This window comes from Leptospira licerasiae serovar Varillal str. VAR 010 (assembly GCF_000244755.1).
Lineage (GTDB): Bacteria > Spirochaetota > Leptospiria > Leptospirales > Leptospiraceae > Leptospira_B > Leptospira_B licerasiae.
Genome location: NZ_AHOO02000014.1, coordinates 146,667 through 163,855 on the forward strand (window position 1 = coordinate 146,667; position 17,189 = coordinate 163,855).

A 17,189-nucleotide genomic window follows, 5' to 3' on the forward strand; every position below is an offset into this window, starting at 1 on the left:
GCATTTTCAAAAAGCTCCGATACCATTTCGATAATTTTATGTCTAGGGGAGGAGCGTCCGTATTTGCAGCTCTGATGACCTTATTCTTAGGAGCGTTCATATCCTTATCTTTAGTGAGAATGCTTGGAGCATTTTTCTTTCCGGATGAATCCATTAAAGAATCCGGAGATTTCTTATGGAGAGTATTCCTTCAAATCTCTGATGCAGGAGCTGTTGCGGAAGATGGAGAATCTAATTGGTTCAATAAGGTGATCGGCATATTAAGCGTATTTTCCGGTTTGGTTCTATTCTCCAGCCTAGTTGCATTTATCACAAATCAATTCGACCAGAAAATACAAGAACTCAGGAAAGGAAAAAGTGAAGTTTTAGAATCGGATCATACTTTGATCTTAGGATTCGGAATAAGGACCATTGAAATATTAAGGGAATTGATAGAAGCAAACTCTTCCGAATCAGGAAAGGCCACAGTCATCCTTGCAGACCTAGATAAGGAAGAAATGGACGATTTCCTCTCAGAAAATCTGGAAGACACTAAGACCACTAAAATTATCACAAGATCCGGATTACCTTCCCATCTTCATTCCTTAAAGAAAGTAAATGCTTCCAAAGCAAAAAGTATCATCATCTTGAATCCGTCCGGTTCGGAAGAATCGACAGAAGGTAAATCGATCGGAGATGCAAAAGTACTAAAATCCATAATGGCACTTGTTGCGTTAAATGGGGAATCCGGACTTCCTCCCATAGTCGCGGAACTTCACGGATTAGAGAACCGAAATATTGCTTCGGATCTTTCCGGATCGGTTTTGGTTATGGATGAAAGAAGTATTCTTTCTAAACTGCTTGTACAAACTTCCAGAACTTCCGGTCTTGCAATCGTGTATTCTAATTTGGTCGGCTTTGAAGGAAATGAGATCTATTTCTATAATCCAAAAAGCGGTTGGAGAGGTTTGAACTATTCCGAAATTTCATTTAGGTTCAGGGAATCGGTTCCTTTAGGTTTTAGAAAGATCAACGGAGAAATTATTTTAAATCCCAATCCGGAATATTTACCAGAGAATGAAGAAGATGCGATCATTCTTGCTGAGGACGATTCCAAGATAAAATTCGATGAGAAAGTGGTTGCTGTGACCCCGGCGCTTTCTTACCCGAATACAACCCTTTCTCGACCTATCGATAAACAATTAATTATCGGTTGGAATTCCAAAAGTAAGATCATTGTGGATGAATACGCAAAATTCTCTTCTCCTGATTCCCAGATCGATCTTTTGATCAATGAGTCAAACGAAGAGATCAAATCCTCTCTTGCAAAGCTGAAGGCAAAGTATCCTCGGATCAAACTTAGGTCCTTGATAGCGAACCTTTCGCAAGAAGGTATTTTGGAAAAACTTTCTCCAGAACAATATGATTCCGTAATATTCTTGGCCGAGGAGAAGGAGAATATTGAGGAAGTGGATGCAAGGACCATTTCACTTTTACTAAGATTCCGCCAGTACTTTAAGAAAAAACTCCAGGCAAGCGGTAAAAAAATAGAAACTCAGCTGATTACCGAGATTATGAATTCAGAAAATACCGAATTGGTTTTGGAAACCGGAGTGAAGGACTTTTTGATCTCCAACCAATTCGTCTCCAAGATGATGGCTCAAGTCTCCCAAGAACCGGACGTAATGAGAGTATATGATAGCCTATTCGATCCGGAAGGAAGCGAGATCTATCTCAAGCCCGCATTCTTATATTTCGAGGATTTTCCAAAACGTGTGAATTTTGCAGACTGCATGTTGGCGGCGCAACAGAGGAAGGAAACATGTTTCGGAATCAGGATCGTTTCGGAAGAAACGGATGAATCCAAAGGTTACGGGGTGTATTTAATCCCAAACAAATCGGAATTTTTTACCTTACATGAATCCGATTCTTTGATCGTTTTATCGGAAGACCAGTCTTAGTTTATTTCTTGTCTTCTTTCGTAAAATGGGACTTCTGCGGAAAAGCTCTTACGTATTTTCCGCCGAAATAATAAAGAAGTTTAACGTTTCTTTTTTGGTTTTGCTTTTTTAGGAGAAGCTTTAGCCGTTTTCTTTTTGGCAGGACTTGCTTTCTTAGCCGCAGTTGTCTTAGGACTGACCTTTTTGGAAGGAACAGATGTAACCGTCTCTTTCTTAGCTTCTTCCTTAACGACAGGCTTTTGTTTGATTGGTAGCGGGTCTTTCTTTTCTTCTGAAGTGACAAGGGAGCCCAGGCATTCTATTCCAAGAGGTCCTAAATATAAATTCAAATGTCCGTATTCAGGGATCTCTACGTCGTCAAAATGGCCTAAGGTAGCGCTTTCCCAAGGACGGACGATACCTTCTCCCTTTGTAAATACTGCTTGTACATTATGAAATTTTGAATAAGTTTCTACAACTTCCTTCACTAATTTAGATCCGGGCATCATTTGCCAGGTGCAAGGGAAGATTGGAGCGAGATAGGCCATATAAGTCCCGTGCATAGGCGATCCCACTACGAAAATTTTTCGGACCCTGTCTCTTCCTTTATAACTTAAACCTGCAGCAATAAGTCCTCCCATGGAGTGACAGATCAGATAACAGTCTTTGATATTCTTCTCTATTAGAAAATTCTCAAGTATCTTACTTTTTTTACGGATATTGCCGGTTTGGAATCCAAGTGGGACTACATACACAGGATGCCCAAGAGAGATTAGATGTTTACGCATCGCGGTCCAGGTCAGACCTCTTCCTAAAAATCCGGAAACACATACGATAGGGCGCTTGTATCCTTCGGTATGATCCGGAAGTTCTATAAAGATCCCCAGGATATGACAGAAAAAATAATATATATGGTGATAGATCTCGGCTAAATGTTGTACAATTACAGGACGGATATTCCCTTTTTCGGGAAGGTAAGTAAGATGGTCTCTCTTCATTCGGTTTCTACCGCGGGCGAAAATCCCGCCCTACGGTAGAATCCATTCTCAGCTCCGAGGCGCAAACAGAATTTTGCAGGCTTTTCTAGTCTTAATCTTTTTTGAATTTTAAAGAAGCAGAATTGATACAATATCTTAGACCAGTCGGTTCAGGACCGTCAGGGAATACATGTCCTAAATGCCCTCCGCATCTGGCGCATAGAACTTCTGTGCGAGTCATGCCATGACTTGTGTCCGTTTCTGATTGGATTGATTTTTCTGCCGCCGGTTTATAAAAAGAAGGCCAGCCGCTCCCGGATTCATACTTAGTATCCGAACTAAATAACTCGGCTCCGCAGGCAGCACAAAGGTATTTTCCTTTTTCCTTATTATAGTAATATTCTCCCGTAAACGCTCTTTCTGTCCCTTTTTCCCTAATGATCCGATATTGGTCCGGACTTAGGACTTTTTTCCATTCATCCTCTGACTTCTGTACTTCGTATTTCATCTTACCTCCTTTATTATCTTTTGGAGCTCCTATGGATTCGGAACATCCTGACAAAACGATTCCTACTAAATATACAAAACCGATACCCAGCCCGATTTTATTCATAATTCTATCCTCGACGGATAACTTCGATTTCTCTCCGAAAAGGTTACTTCTAAACCGTGGTCTTAAAGAGTTAAATTATTGTGTTGTTATAGTTGTAAAGCTCAAACATTATTCCAAACACCTGTTCGGTCCTTCTTCTTTGTTCGTATTACAAACCAAAGTCAACCTTCCAAAAACGAAGCATTCAGGTAATACTTGACACAACCTTAATAAAGCAGTACACCTAAATACCTTAAGCGACAGGGAGTATACAAATGATTCAAGGAAATTATTTCCAGGATAACACCGACTTACAAACTCATTTTGATCATCTTATAGATTGGAAGGAGATCGTAGCAGCATACGAAGGCGATTTCCATGATGCATCCAAATACAAGCAAACTAACGATGAAAGATATGCATATGCGCCTTCCACGGTACAGGAAGCGATAGATTATTACAAATCTACGGTGGATGCTTTAGGAGAAATTATGGGAGACTTTGTGGCTCCTCGTAGTAAGGAAATGGACCAGACCGGTCTAAAGTATGAGAACGGTAAAGTCACATTCCCGAAAGCACAGGAAGAATGTTATAAAACCTTAAAGGATGCAGGGCTTATGCCAATCTCCATCTCCAGAAAATACGGAGGTTTAGGTCTACCCGCGACTGTGCAGTCGATGATGTGCGAAATAGCTGCCAGAGCAGATGCAGCATTTTGTTTAGCATACGGGAATATTAATATAGTCGAGATCATGGAAAGATATGCTTCCGACGAAATGTGCAATGAATGGTTGCCTCAGATCGCCGCAGGAAAATTCAGCGCTGCCATGGCCTTAACCGAACCTAACTACGGTTCCGATCTGCCGAATGTGCAAACTAGAGCCACTCAAGATCCTGACGGCACTTGGAGAATTAACGGAGCAAAACGTTTTATCACTCATGCCTGCGGCTATGTGGATTCCCCTTCCGTAATCCTTACGTTAGCGAGAACAGGAAGTCCCGAAAGCGGAGCAAGAGGACTTTCTTTCTTTTTAGTACAAGGGAAAGACGTTCATGTCGCCGGGATCGAACATAAGATGGGATTACATTGTTCTCCTACCTGCGAAGTAGTCTTTGAGAATTCTCCAGGACTTCTGATCGGAAAAACCGGCTACGGTCTTGTAAAATATTCCATGGGTATGATGAATGCTGCGAGACTCACAATCGCAACCCAATCGTTGGGAATTGGAACTGCCGCATATTTCGAAGCAAAAAAATATGCGTCGGAAAGAATACAATTCGGCAAACCAATAGAGAAGATCCCAGCAGTCCGGAAAATTTTGGACAAGATGGAAAGAGAAATTTTAGCAACAAGATGCCTTGTTTCCGAAACAGGAAGAGCGATCGACCTTTATCATTGGAGAAAGGAAAGAATGCTCAAAGAAGAAGGTAAGAGCGAGAGAGATGTTAACCAAGACGAAACGATCCGTCGTTGGGAAAAACTCGCGGACTTATTCACTCCTCTTAGCAAATATTACGCTTCCGAAGGTTGTGTGGCGCTTGCGTCAGACGCAATCCAAATCCACGGCGGAAGCGGATACACCGAGGATTACGATGTGGCAAGGATCTATAGGGACAGTAGAATCACTACAATTTACGAAGGTACTACTCAGTTGCAGATCGTAGCGGCAATCGGAGGTGTGGTTTCAGGAATGGCAGCGAGCGGGCACCTAAGAGCTTACGCAGAAGAAGAAATGTCCAAATTTTCTCCCTCTACGGATCTTAGATCCCTTTGGGAAAAATTGGAACAAGCAGTTCATTCTTATAAGTCGATAGGAGACGGTTTTACAAAAGACGAACTCGCTTTCGAAACTGTAGAGATAGCGGCCAGATTTGTAGCTGGAATGTTATTAGAAAAATCTCTGGGCCAAGTGGATGGCGAGCTTAAAAAACAGAGAACCAAACATTCACAAGATTATAATATAGATTCCTTGGCTATTGCAGAAGGAAATCTTTTACGTTTGGAAAGAGCGAACCGGCAAGCAGCGGCGGTTTAAAATAAAGAACGGCCGGCGATCGTCGGCCGTTCTTTTATTCTTCTTTTTTTTCTCCGGGAAGATGAGGAATTTCCCCAATTGCAACTCCTAGAGCGATACGGTTCAAAGAATGTTGGTGTAACATTTTTCGATAAGTAATCTCAGCGTTTAACATTGCAATCCTGGAGGCAATCGCTTCTATCCTACTGTTTCTGCCGGATCGATAGCCGCTTGCCTGGCTTTGAGAAGTCTCTTGAGCGAATGTAAATGCTTTCTGGTAGATCGCTAATATCTTTTGGGAATTCTTAAAGCTTTCGAAAGCATTACGGATTTCTTGAGTGGCGGTTCTCCTAGTTTGGGACGCTGTTAACTTCGCTTGTTTTTTCGCGGAATCAGCCGCTTTCAGATCCGCCATCTGAGAAAATGGTGTCAGAGGCATCGTGATCTGCAATTGAGCGGTGACATCCTTGGAATGAGTTTGGCCGGGATACGGAAAAGAATAATAATTGTTTAATGCAATTGTAGGGGCAAAACCCACCCAGGCCTTATCCTTTTGCGCATCTGCAACCTTTACGCTTTGGTAGGCGGAAAGTACATCGTATCTTTTCGCCAAATATTCTTCGGGTTCCATTCCGGTCGGTATAGGCTCCAAGTCAGCTTTGAATCCTGCGACGGAGATCGGTTTCTCATAACCCACCATCGTGGCTAATGTGATACGCACCTGCTCTAATTGGAATTTTGCATCCGCAAGAACCGCTTCCGCATTGGAAAGACTAGTCTCCGAATTCAGTAGGTCGGACCTCATGATCCTTCCAACCGCATACATTCTTTTCCTTTCTTGCAAAGAGTCTTGGTTCAACTCGTAGGCTTCCTGTGAAATTTTAACACTTTCTTCCAATTGTAAAAAGTTGAAGTAAGCTTGAGCGATTTCCAAATACATTCTGCCTGCTTCATGTTTTGCTTCCAATCTTCTTTGCTCCGCTAAACTTTTGGAGGCTCTGTAATCTTGGTAAGAAGAAAGTCCCGCAGAGATCGGAATACTTAATAACAAACGAGAACCGGCTCCCACAGTAGGAGGTAAATTACTCCCCGAACTGGAAGAAGGTAATAAAGAAAGAGGATCTCCACTTTGGATCGCCTTATAAGTTTTATAATTATCTATAATGGAAGGTTGTTGAGTATGACCTGGAACCGAATAGAACTTATTGAACACATAAGAAAGAGTCGGCATAAAACCTGCGAATGCCTTATCCTTCTGCGCTAAAGCCTGTTCCGTTGCCTCGTTTTTCAACGCAATCCTTTCCGTTCTTTCCACTGCGAGAATATAAAGATCATCCAAACCGAACGTTTCTTTCGCGACCGTTTTTTCCACATCCTGTGTGGTAATCCCGGTAATATTTTTTAAACTTTCCTCAACTACTCCGTCTGCAACTTTTACTTCCGGACTGGAAGCGCACTCCAAGATAAGCAAACAAGCAAGGCAAGATAATATTACTTTTCTGTAATTATTAAGAGTATCTACGTACTTCATCTTTCTCATTTTCCATAAGATAATAAGCGGCAGGAACGACCACCAGAGTGATCAATGTTGAAACAACCAAACCGCCTAAAATGGTGATCGCCATCGGTATCCTAGTTTCCGCTCCCGGGCCTAAAGCCAAAGCGGGGGGAATAGCAGCCGCAATCGAAGAGAATGTTGTCATGAGCACCGGCCTTAAACGGACAGGACACCCGATCCGAATCGCATCCGCAATATTCCTACCTTCGCCTCTTACATGATTCACAAATTCCACGAGAAGAATTGAATTCTTCTTAACGAGTCCCAAGAGCAGGATCAATCCGATAAAGCTATACATATTGAAGGACTGCCCTGCGATAAAAAGAGCGATTAACGCGCCTGAAAAACTGAAAGGCATGGAAAGAAGAATATAAAAAGGCTGTTTTAGACTATTGAACTGACTCGCTAAGATCATAAAGGACATTATAATTCCTAAGATCAAAGCTCCAGACAAACTGGACTGCGACTCGGAAGCGGTTTTTGCGGAACCGGTAACTTCCACATGATAACCTTCCGGAAGCATTTCTTTCGCGATCCGGATCGCTTCGTTGGTTGCCCAGGTCTGTCCTTTTTCCTTTGGAGGATTTCCAAAAATTTTAATGGATCTATCCCGATTCACTCTGGTGATATTTTTGAGAGTATTGGTCGGCTGCAGTACCAAAACATCTTTTAGGCGAACAATCTCTCCGTAAGTGTTCCTAACCCCGATGTTCGGAATGATATCGGTGCTTTCTCCTTTATCCTTATCTATCTTGACCCTAACGTCAAAACTCCTACCGTTCTCAGTAAAACGACTTACGTTACGTCCTCCCATTAAAGGTCCGATCGTATTGCCTATATTCGCCATACTCACACCGCGGATTGCAGCCGCTTCCCTGTTCGGTAAAATTTTTACTTCAGGCTGTCCGGAAACATAATCCGTATCTATATCCAAAATCGTTTTAGAAGAATCTAATTTTTCTCGGATCGAATCGGAAAGTTTTGCAAGTGTGCCCCAATCAGGTCCTGTTAGGACCAACTCAACAGGATAACCTCTTCCCGCACTGAAACCTCTTTGAGAAAGATCTTGGACGGAAAATTTTGCTTCAGGCACAAGTTCTTTCAGATCTTTTCTGAACTCGGCAAACACTTCGGATTGAGTGATCTCTCTTCCTGTTTTTTTGCTCTTAGGGCGATTTCCCATATCCTTCATGGTAACGAAGAACATACCGGTATTGGATTCCGTTCCTCCCATTCCGCCCACATTACTCAGATATTTTTCCACGATTGGGCGAGTGCTTAGATAATTTTCCACCTTCTTCATTGCTTCGTCCGTACGAATGATAGAAGAACCTATAGGCATTTTTGCTCGAACAATAAATCTTCCCATGTCTTGAGGAGGAATGAACTCCTTCTTTAGTAAGAACAAAAAGATAAGGGAGAATGCAAAGAACAGAATGGAAGAGACAATCACAGTTCCCGGTTTACGAATTACGAATTCTAAAACTCTTCCGTAAACCCGCTCGGAGAATTGTAGAAAGTTCTCAATGACAGGATCCATTCTTTTGAAAAAGGAAAAACGATCCGCGATGGTCTTTAATTTAGAGAAAAAAGTATCCGCAGGTAAAGTAAACGGTGATTTGGATCTTTGTTTTTTCTGAGCTTCCTTACTTTCTCTATAGCGGGAAGCTCTCATCGGAGTAAAACTAAGAGCTTCAAAAAGAGAAAGAGCGACCGCTACCGAAACAGTAACTCCGAATTCCAAAAAGTAACGTCCAATAATCCCGGACATAAATGCAACCGGAAGGAATATTGCTATGATCGCAAGTGTAGCGGCTAACGCTGCGAATCGTATCTCGGATGCACCATCCAATGCAGCCTGAAACCAGGTTTTTCCGGATTCTCTATGCCTACTGATATTTTCCAATACCATGATAGCATCATCGACGACTATACCGGTGGCCAAAGAAAGTCCAAGCAGAGTGAAAGTATTTAAAGTAAAACCCGCAAAATATAGGATCAAAAAAGTTCCCATCACGGAAGTAGGGATTGCAAGAAGGACGTTCCAAGTACTGCTCCAATTCCCTAAAAACAATCTACATACCACCCCGGTCAGCACTGCAGAAAGTATAAGAGTAAAGACTAATTCGTGGACCGAGTCCCTGATAAATGTAGTGTTATCATTGGAGATATTCAGTTCGAATCCGGAAGGAAGACTCGATCTTAGTTCTTCCACCTTTTCCTTTACAAGGTCTCCGACTTCTACCGCGTTTGCACCTTTAATCTTTTTGATTCCTAGACCAACTGCAGAAACTCCGTTAAATCTAGAAATTCTTCGGATCTCATCCAGACCGTCTTCGATCTTGGCAACTTCTCTCAAACGAACCGGGCGGAACATCGCCGCGCCGCTTCTGGAGTTGATATATATATTAGAAAATTGTTCTACAGTCGGAACGTCTCCCACTGCCCTTAAAGAAACTTCGGAGAGTTTATTTTGTACTCTACCGGACGGAACTTCTATATTCTGTTCCGTTAATGTATTAATGATATCGTTTACGGTAAGTTCCGCTCTCAAGAGTCGGATCGGATCCAAAAACACATTGATGGTGCGGTCCACGTAACCGCCGAGGATGATCTCTCCTACGCCGGGAATTTCTTGGAACTTATCTTTTAGCCTAGTCTTAACAAAGACCATTTTTTCCTGATCGCTTCTATTCGGAGCGGTCAACGCAACCCAGATGATCGGCTGGTCGTCCGGATTGGATTTCATAATGATCGCCGGGTCTAGATCATCAGGAAGTTTATTACTTACCTGGGCGATCTTAGTTTGGATCTCTTGGACGGCAACATCCACATCACGTTTGAGTTCCAACTCGACGGTGATTGTAGCGGAACCGTCCGTGGAAACTGAGCGAACCTCTACCACACCCTGGACAGTCATTAGGACTTCTTCGATAGGGTCGACTACGTCCGTCTCCATAACCTGAGCGTTTGCCCCGGTCAAGTTGAGAGTAACGTTTACGATCGGGAAGTCCACGTCTGGCATCTGAGAAAGACCCATACGGGAGAAGCCGATACTTCCGAGCAGGATGATAGCCGCCATCATCATCCATGCAAAAATCGGATTGCGAATAGAAACCTCAGAAAGCTTCAAAGGAACCTCTTTCTATCTGTATTTGTAGGGAGGGATTTTTGTTTAGTTATAGGACCTGTCTTTTTCGCATAAGTGCCAGATTTTTTCTTGTCCGAAAGATCAGAAAAGTGTACTAAACAAAACTCATGTCGTTTCAATTATTGGATCCCGAAAAAGGAATATTTCTCTCAGAAGCAGGTTCCACGAATACCATCCTAAAAGGAAAGGAATTCCCACCTGGGTCTTGGATCCTAGCGGATTTTCAATCTTCCGGAAGGGGAAGAAAAGGAAAATCATGGAGTATTTTGGGAGAAGAACCTTTTATTTTTTCTGGTAAATTCTCCTCTGATTCCAACCTAGCTTCACCTGGGCTATTCTCCCTATATGTTGGAGTCGCGGTAGCAAAGGCGATTTTGTCTATATACCCTTCTGCCAGCAAAAAAGATCTTAAGATCAAATGGCCGAACGATATTTATTTAGATGGAAAAAAAGTCTGCGGTATATTGATCGAAACGGAAAAAGAAGGAGAAGTTTGGGATTGGATCCTTGGGATAGGAGCGAATCTTTACGGTACTGAAATTCCGGATTATCTGATTGATGCGGGATTCATCACGGATGATCCAAATGAAAAAGGAAGAAGAAGCCGATTTTTAGAAACTTTACTTCCCTTTCTAAATGATGCAGTATTAGCAATTTCAGATGGAGAAAGAAGAATAGAATTCATCAATGAAAAACTTCTCTGGAAGGGAGAAACGATCGCCTGGACTGAAAATGGAGAACAAAAAACTGCCACTCTTTTAGGTGTGAATGAAGAGGGGAAATTATTAGCTCGGACCTCGGTCGGAAACATGGTCGAATTCATTGACAGCCCCGAGGATTTTAGGTCCTTGGGATAGAATGATTCTAGTAATCGATGTCGGCAATACCAACACTGTCTTTGGTATTTATAAGAACGGTTCCAAAGAGCCGATTTTCCATAGAAGAACAGTTACTCGAAGAGATAGGACTTCCGACGAAATGGGACTTTATCTCAAGGGCTTTTTGCGAGAATTCGAAATAGATAGTAGCCAGATCGTAGGCGGCATCTATTCCTCCGTTGTTCCTCAATTAAATCCTATCCTAGAAAGAATGATCCATGATTGGTTCCAAATAGAACCGATCAGAGTTCAGTACCAAATGAAGTTACCTTTCGGGATCAAGTATCCCAGACCTTTCGAGATCGGCGCCGATAGATTAGTGAATGCCGCCGCCGCAGTGAAGGATCACCCGGGAAAATCGATCATCATCGATTTAGGAACTGCTACCACATTTTGCGTAGTGGATGATACTCCAGATTATTTGGGTGGAGTGATCGCTCCTGGACTCAAAGGCTCGATGGACGCATTGACCAGAAACACCGCTCAATTACCTCCAATCGTATTCCAAGCTCCTTCGAAAATATTAGGGGATTCTACTATAGAATCTATCCAAGCTGGATTCTTTTTCGGATGGATAGGCCTTTTAGAAGGTATCATCAAAGAAGTAAGAGCAGCTTACGGAAACGATTATAGAGTGATCGGGACCGGTGGACTAGTTACCACTATCCATGCGGCGAATCCTAAAATTTTCGATAAAATAGAACCCCTGCTTACTTTAAGGGGATTACAAATATTATACGAAGATAATGCAAAATGAATCTGTTGATCGTAGGGCTGGGAGGATTTTTAGGATCGGTTTGCAGATATATGATATCTCAAACGATCTCTAAAGAATCCGGCCTATTTCCACTTTCCACATTTGCGGTAAATATAGCCGGATCGCTTCTCATTGGGGTATTTTACGGACTATCACAAGGAAAGATATCTGAAGAAGCTAGATTGTTTGCAACTGTGGGATTTTGCGGAGGATTTACGACCTTTTCTGCTTTTGCTTTAGAAAACCTAAAACTACTCCAATCAGGAAGCTATTTTAGTTTTTTTGCATATATATTGCTCAGCACGATAGTATGTATTACTGCCGTGCTGCTGGGCATCTACTTGAGTAAGTAAAAAAGATTTCGCTTAAGGAAGACGGATCTCTTTTTTAGTACCACCTTTAGAACCTTTTAAGGTTTTAGTTTCCGGATCGATTTCAGAAAGAGAATCATATTCAATCGGCACAACAACTTTACCTGTTTTATCGATCAGACCGTATTTGCCGCCTTCGATACGAGAATGTTCTCCATCACTAACGGACTTACAATCGTTACAAACTATGGAAAAACCTTGCTGGATCTGAAAAGCAAAATCGTAATTTGCCTCTATAACCTTCTTACAGGAAGAATCAAAAAATCCAAATTTAGAATTTTCTACGAATCGAGCCAAACCTTCTGAAAATTCATCCGGGCCGTTATCGAAAGCAAAAGCATTTAATAAAACTTTGTTTTCAGGATCTAAACAAACCCACCCGTCTTTACCAAAAGCAAAACCTACGCCGTTCTCATTAAAATCATAAGAGATGGAATACTGAGGGGATATCTGGACTTTTCCGTTCTGGTCCTTATAACCGTAAATACCGTTCTCTTCGAAAGAGACTAGTTGTAATTTTTTAGAACAAAAAGCAATCAAAGGCAAAAAAGCCAGAAGTACAAAGAGGTAAATTTTTCGATCCATAGATCCTCCAATATATCATTTATTTCTAAAAGAGCCGCTCATAGCGAAACCTACATAAGCAGACGCAATAGCATCCCAAGAATCGTCATGTCCGGTCAAATTTTCCAGACCCAAAAGAAGTTTTAAAGCAGCTTTAATATCCTTTTTGTCCGCGGTCCCACTTCCTGTAGTTCCCTTTTTGATCTGAGAAGCAGTCGGTTCGACCAACGGAATATTATGTTCTCCTAATGTAAGTAAAACGACCCCTCTCGCCTCATAAACTCTAGCGGCTGTCGTTCTATTCTTAGCAAAAAACAATTCTTCCACAGAAGCCAGATCAGGATGGTACTCATCCAAAATGGCGTCCAATTGTCTGCGAATCGCGATCAAATTGACGGGACTTTTTGTTCCACTCGGAACTTCTATCGTGCCGTAAGTGAGAACACGAATTACGGATTTATCTTTTTGAAGAACGGAATAACCTAGACGATGGGACCCAGGGTCTATTCCTAAAATTTTCACCAAAAAGACTCCTGAGTTAAAATTTTGCTTTAAGTTGTAGGAATTCCTACATGGGCAAAGGGGCGCCCCCGCCCGGCTTCGGGTGGGGGGAGTGGCTCGTGGGAGAGCCCATTCCCCTCTATCACAAATCCCTCAAACCGACAACCACGTTTCCTAATGCAAAACTTTGTTGGAATTCCAACAAAAGTCCGCAGGCCCTAGAAAAAGAAAAGTCGGAGAAAAATTTTAGCCGAATTCTTTTTCTAATTCCGAAGAAAGTTCGAAGTTAGAGTTCACTCCTTGAACATCATCGTGACCTTCCAAGTTGTCGATCAGCTTCATTACTTTTTCTGCAACTTCCTTGTCGGAAACTTCCGCACCGACCAGGGCTACGAATTTAATCTCCGATTCTTCGGACTTTATCCCTTTATCATTCAAAGCAGTCTGAACGGCTTCATAGTCATCCGGAGAAGTTACTACTCTAAAAACTTCTCCCTCGTTCTGAACATCTTCCGCGCCTGCACCAACGGCTAACTCGAATAATTCCTCTTCGGAAATTTGATCGGAAGGAATTACGATAATCCCCTTCCGCTCAAAAAGGCGACTAACGCTGCCGGTAGTCGCCAAAGACCCGCCTAACTTGGTTAGAATACTTTTGATTTCCGGAGTAGTCCTTGATTTTTTATCGGTAACCGCTTCCACCATGATCGCAGTCCCACCAGGACCGAAACATTCATAAAGGCATTCTTCATACACTACACCTTCCAACTCTCCGGTCCCTTTTTTGATGGCCCGGTCGATATTGTCTTTAGGCATGTTACTGGCCTTCGCCTTCAAAACTGCGAGTCGTAATCTTGGGTTGGTATTTATATCCCCCCCGCCCATGCGAGCCGCAACAGTGATCTCCTTGACCACCTTAGTAAAAATTGCCCCTCTTTTAGAATCGATAGCGTCTTTTTTGCGTTTAATCGTTGCCCATTTACTATGCCCGGACATCGGATTTCCCCTTATATTTAAGAATAGATCGGTTTAAAAAATATATAAGATCAAAAACAGGAAAGCCGGCTAAAAACCGGTCCCACTTTTTCAACAAAACCCAGTTTTTCCAGCCTGTCCATCCTTTTTGGACCCATCATCTCCGAAGAAATCCAAACAAAATGCCAAACCTTTCCAATAAAATCCAAATCTACCAATCAAACAAAAATCAACCAAGTCCCGATCTAACTAAAACCTGAAAAAAGCGAAAGAATATTATAAATTTTTAAAATTCTTCCGAAAGCTTAGGGCGGCTCCTCGCACGCTCGGATCGCGCTGCTACGGGTTCGCGTATTTGCGCTCATCCGGGCAAGCCCGGACTAAGGCCCTGTGCATCGCTGCCGCAAAACTATATGCGGGATCAACAGTATATCAGGACTCAATTTTAAGAAAAGATCTCCCCACCCTGTCTTGGGTGGGGGCCGGTATGGTGGTACCTCAAAGGCATTCGATACGATTGCCCTTACCACAATTCTCATTAAAGATCAACAGAATTTTACGTCCTCAAACCACGTTGGAATTCCCACATGGTTTCTACTTGCAGAGAAAATATAGGTCTTCTCCAGCATTTCTTATATTTCGCATAACGTATAACCTCCTGTCACTGAGATCAGTACAAAAAATTCAATTGTTATTAATAACAATTGTTTTACATAAAACGATCCATTCGTCCCCCGATGCGATCTCTTTGTCCCTAATAAATTGACTAGTTTTAGAACCTGGAGTAAACTCCCGCGTATGCGAATCCTAATCGTAGAAGATGATATATTATCCTCTCGCTGTTTGGAAATTTTAGCGAAAGAGTTTTTGAATGAAAGAATACAAAGTATTCATGCAGTTTCGGACCCTGAATCTGCGGCGGAATTTATACGCAAAAATCCGTTGGATTTATTATTCTTAGATATTAATCTGCAAGGGGAGACCGGTTTCAAACTTTTAGAAATCGAAAGCAGAAGTTTTTTCCAAACCGTCATAGTATCTTCCGAAAGAGACAACGCTGTAAAAGCTTTCGAATTTTCAGTGTTGGATTTCCTACCGAAGCCGATCACAAGAGAAAGATTCGGGATTTCTATCCAAAGATATCTTTCTTCACATCCGAATGTATTCTCTCCAAAAGGAATCCCTCTCAAAAAAGAAGAAGGGATCAATCTAATCGAACCTGAAAATATAGTATTCGCAAGATCGGAAAGAAATTACGCAAGATTATTCACAAAAGACGGAAGTGTAGAGAAGGTCAGAAAAACCTTGGACCAACTCCAAAAAGATTTGGAAGCTCATGGATTTTTCAGAGCCCACAGAAGTTATTTGGTCCGGTTGGACGAAGTCAAAAAGATCTTATTTAAGACGCCAACTACCTACCGACTTCTACTTCATACGGATCATAGTATTCCCGTTAGTCGATCTCAAGGAAGCAAACTTCTCTCAATATTCAAAAATTCGAATCACAAGGTGTTAGGTCTGCCGTGAAAAACTTCTATGTTGCAATTCGATTTAGGACCAAAAACTTTATATTATCTATAAAGAAACATTTTCAGATACTAAGAGAAGTAAAGAACAACGAAGAATTCATACGGTCCGCTTATTTCGAAGTGTATCTTATACTCAGATATCTGTTTCCATTTCTATTCATAGTTTATATTCCCTTCGCGGTCTTAGACTGGACCGACTTCCTGAAAAATTCCGGATACTTCCCTCTCTTGATCTATAACTCAATTTTTATTCCCGGTTGTTTTCTTTTTACCGCTCTACTCAATTTTCCGATCCTAAAAAACGAAAACAGCAGAAGATGGATCACAGTAGCCGGAACCTTATTTTTAACTTCCGCAGGAACAGCGATGAACCTGCTGATCTTTCAATTCGGGACGGATATTTCGCTATTTGCATTCACTCAGCTCGGCATCGCAGTGCTTCTTCGTTATCCGGATAAAACTAAGAAGATAATCTATTTCACTAATTACGCGGTATTCTTCGTAGCTATGTTCTGGTTAGGAAAAAACTCATCTTTTCTGATCCAGAACTTTTTCTTCACCATGGTCATGACCGTCTTATTGGATCTGATCAGCTTTCTCACCAAGGTGAATTCTTTCCATAAGGAACAATCTATCAGAGATCTGAATCGAAAACTGGTAATGGAATCCATTAAAAAATCTGAAATTTTAAGAATAGCCATCCATGATCTTAAAAGTCCTGTCACAGGGATCTTAAGTTTAGTAGGACTTTATACAAGAGAGCCGAGCCATATTCCCGTAAATCGAGTCGCGTCTTCTTATGCGGATCCGCCTGAAATTTTGGATCATATAGATAGAACTTCCCGCAAAATTTTGGAATCTATCGAAGACGTTTTATATCTAGCAAGTTCAGGAGATACGGAAACGATCGAGAACCGAATCCAAAAATTAAATCCGGAATTATTATTAAGATCGGTAGCCTGTAATCTGAACTTCCTATTCTCCTCTAAGAACATAAGTGTAGAAGACAATCTCTCCGAATATAACTTCTACTTTCAAGCGAATCCTCAGATACTGTATAGAGTATTCGATAACCTACTAAGTAACGCCGCCAAATTCTCTCCTGTAAATTCTGAGATTTCTCTCAAAAGCGAACTCGTCTCGGAAATATATGAGAAAACCCTAATTATCAAAATTGAAGATTCAGGACCGGGATTCCAACCAGAAGACGAAAAAGATATGTTCAGGGAATTTTCTATCCTTTCCGCAAAGCCTACCGGCTCCGAATCCTCAAGCGGGATCGGACTCGCATTGGCTAAAAAGTTATTAGATAGAATGGGAATACGTATCCGCCTAGGTAACTCCGAAACACTCGGGGGTGCCCAGGTAATATTAGAATTTCCGCAATCAAAAGCGAAATAGG

At 41.8% G+C, this 17,189-nt stretch carries 14 protein-coding genes; 7 read left to right on the forward strand and 7 right to left on the reverse strand.

From position 1 onward, the window contains the following. Window positions 1-38: 38 nt before the first annotated feature. Window positions 39-1,940 (forward strand): CASTOR/POLLUX-related putative ion channel, encoded by a 1,902-nt coding sequence (locus LEP1GSC185_RS19220; protein WP_010515986.1) that lies wholly within the window; start codon window positions 39-41, stop codon window positions 1,938-1,940. An 80-nt stretch (window positions 1,941-2,020) separates the two neighbouring features. Here the strand turns inward: LEP1GSC185_RS19220 and LEP1GSC185_RS19225 are convergent, their stop codons facing one another. Both LEP1GSC185_RS19225 and msrB read right to left on the reverse strand, forming a co-directional pair. Next, on the reverse strand, window positions 2,021-2,917 hold the full coding sequence (locus LEP1GSC185_RS19225) for an esterase/lipase family protein (protein WP_008593441.1): 897 nt from the start codon (window positions 2,915-2,917) through the stop codon (window positions 2,021-2,023). A gap of 91 nt (window positions 2,918-3,008) precedes the next feature. Continuing rightward, window positions 3,009-3,404, reverse strand: coding sequence for a peptide-methionine (R)-S-oxide reductase MsrB (gene msrB, locus LEP1GSC185_RS19230; protein ID WP_198284275.1), 396 nt, complete (start codon window positions 3,402-3,404; stop codon window positions 3,009-3,011). 359 nt (window positions 3,405-3,763) lie between these two features. Between msrB and LEP1GSC185_RS19235 the strand changes: the two genes are divergently transcribed. Beyond that, a complete protein-coding gene (locus LEP1GSC185_RS19235) occupies window positions 3,764-5,524 on the forward strand; it encodes an acyl-CoA dehydrogenase family protein (protein WP_008593098.1) in 1,761 nt (586 codons plus the stop codon). A gap of 34 nt (window positions 5,525-5,558) precedes the next feature. Here the strand turns inward: LEP1GSC185_RS19235 and LEP1GSC185_RS19240 are convergent, their stop codons facing one another. Then, window positions 5,559-7,034 carry a TolC family protein gene (locus tag LEP1GSC185_RS19240; protein WP_008593323.1) on the reverse strand — a complete coding sequence of 492 codons (1,476 nt, stop codon included), beginning with the start codon at window positions 7,032-7,034 and terminating at the stop codon, window positions 5,559-5,561. Then, window positions 7,012-10,149 carry an efflux RND transporter permease subunit gene (locus LEP1GSC185_RS19245; protein WP_050806130.1) on the reverse strand — a complete coding sequence of 1,046 codons (3,138 nt, stop codon included), beginning with the start codon at window positions 10,147-10,149 and terminating at the stop codon, window positions 7,012-7,014. The genes LEP1GSC185_RS19240 and LEP1GSC185_RS19245 overlap by 23 nt, the downstream gene beginning before the upstream one ends. A gap of 170 nt (window positions 10,150-10,319) precedes the next feature. Here LEP1GSC185_RS19245 and LEP1GSC185_RS19250 point away from each other — a divergent pair, with 170 nt between their 5' ends. The 3 genes from LEP1GSC185_RS19250 to crcB are packed head-to-tail and all read left to right on the forward strand — an operon-like array spanning window position 10,320 to window position 12,200. Then, window positions 10,320-11,069 carry a biotin--[acetyl-CoA-carboxylase] ligase gene (locus LEP1GSC185_RS19250; protein WP_008593317.1) on the forward strand — a complete coding sequence of 250 codons (750 nt, stop codon included), beginning with the start codon at window positions 10,320-10,322 and terminating at the stop codon, window positions 11,067-11,069. Window position 11,070: 1 nt separating this feature from the next. Then, entirely contained in the window at window positions 11,071-11,847 is a 777-nt protein-coding gene (locus LEP1GSC185_RS19255) for a type III pantothenate kinase (protein WP_008593109.1), read from the forward strand. Next, a complete protein-coding gene (gene crcB / locus LEP1GSC185_RS19260) occupies window positions 11,844-12,200 on the forward strand; it encodes a fluoride efflux transporter CrcB (protein WP_008593279.1) in 357 nt (118 codons plus the stop codon). Before LEP1GSC185_RS19255 ends, crcB begins: the two co-directional genes overlap by 4 nt. A gap of 12 nt (window positions 12,201-12,212) precedes the next feature. On the opposite strand, the gene LEP1GSC185_RS19265 is transcribed toward crcB, so the two are convergent. From LEP1GSC185_RS19265 to LEP1GSC185_RS19280, 3 genes are all read right to left on the reverse strand, one after another. Next, on the reverse strand, window positions 12,213-12,803 hold the full coding sequence (locus LEP1GSC185_RS19265; RefSeq protein WP_008593222.1) for a WG repeat-containing protein: 591 nt from the start codon (window positions 12,801-12,803) through the stop codon (window positions 12,213-12,215). Window positions 12,804-12,818: 15 nt separating this feature from the next. Next, on the reverse strand, window positions 12,819-13,304 hold the full coding sequence (locus tag LEP1GSC185_RS19270) for a crossover junction endodeoxyribonuclease RuvC (RefSeq protein WP_008593400.1): 486 nt from the start codon (window positions 13,302-13,304) through the stop codon (window positions 12,819-12,821). Window positions 13,305-13,529: 225 nt separating this feature from the next. Continuing rightward, the gene (locus LEP1GSC185_RS19280) at window positions 13,530-14,279 is read right to left on the reverse strand and encodes a YebC/PmpR family DNA-binding transcriptional regulator (RefSeq protein ID WP_008593359.1); all 750 of its coding nucleotides are present in this window, start codon (window positions 14,277-14,279) and stop codon (window positions 13,530-13,532) included. Window positions 14,280-15,056: 777 nt separating this feature from the next. Here LEP1GSC185_RS19280 and LEP1GSC185_RS19285 point away from each other — a divergent pair. Next, window positions 15,057-15,785, forward strand: a complete 729-nt coding sequence (locus LEP1GSC185_RS19285) for a LytR/AlgR family response regulator transcription factor (protein ID WP_008593139.1) — start codon at window positions 15,057-15,059, stop codon at window positions 15,783-15,785. Further along, on the forward strand, window positions 15,782-17,188 hold the full coding sequence (locus LEP1GSC185_RS19290; protein WP_008593121.1) for a sensor histidine kinase: 1,407 nt from the start codon (window positions 15,782-15,784) through the stop codon (window positions 17,186-17,188). The genes LEP1GSC185_RS19285 and LEP1GSC185_RS19290 overlap by 4 nt, the downstream gene beginning before the upstream one ends. Window position 17,189 lies beyond the last annotated feature (1 nt).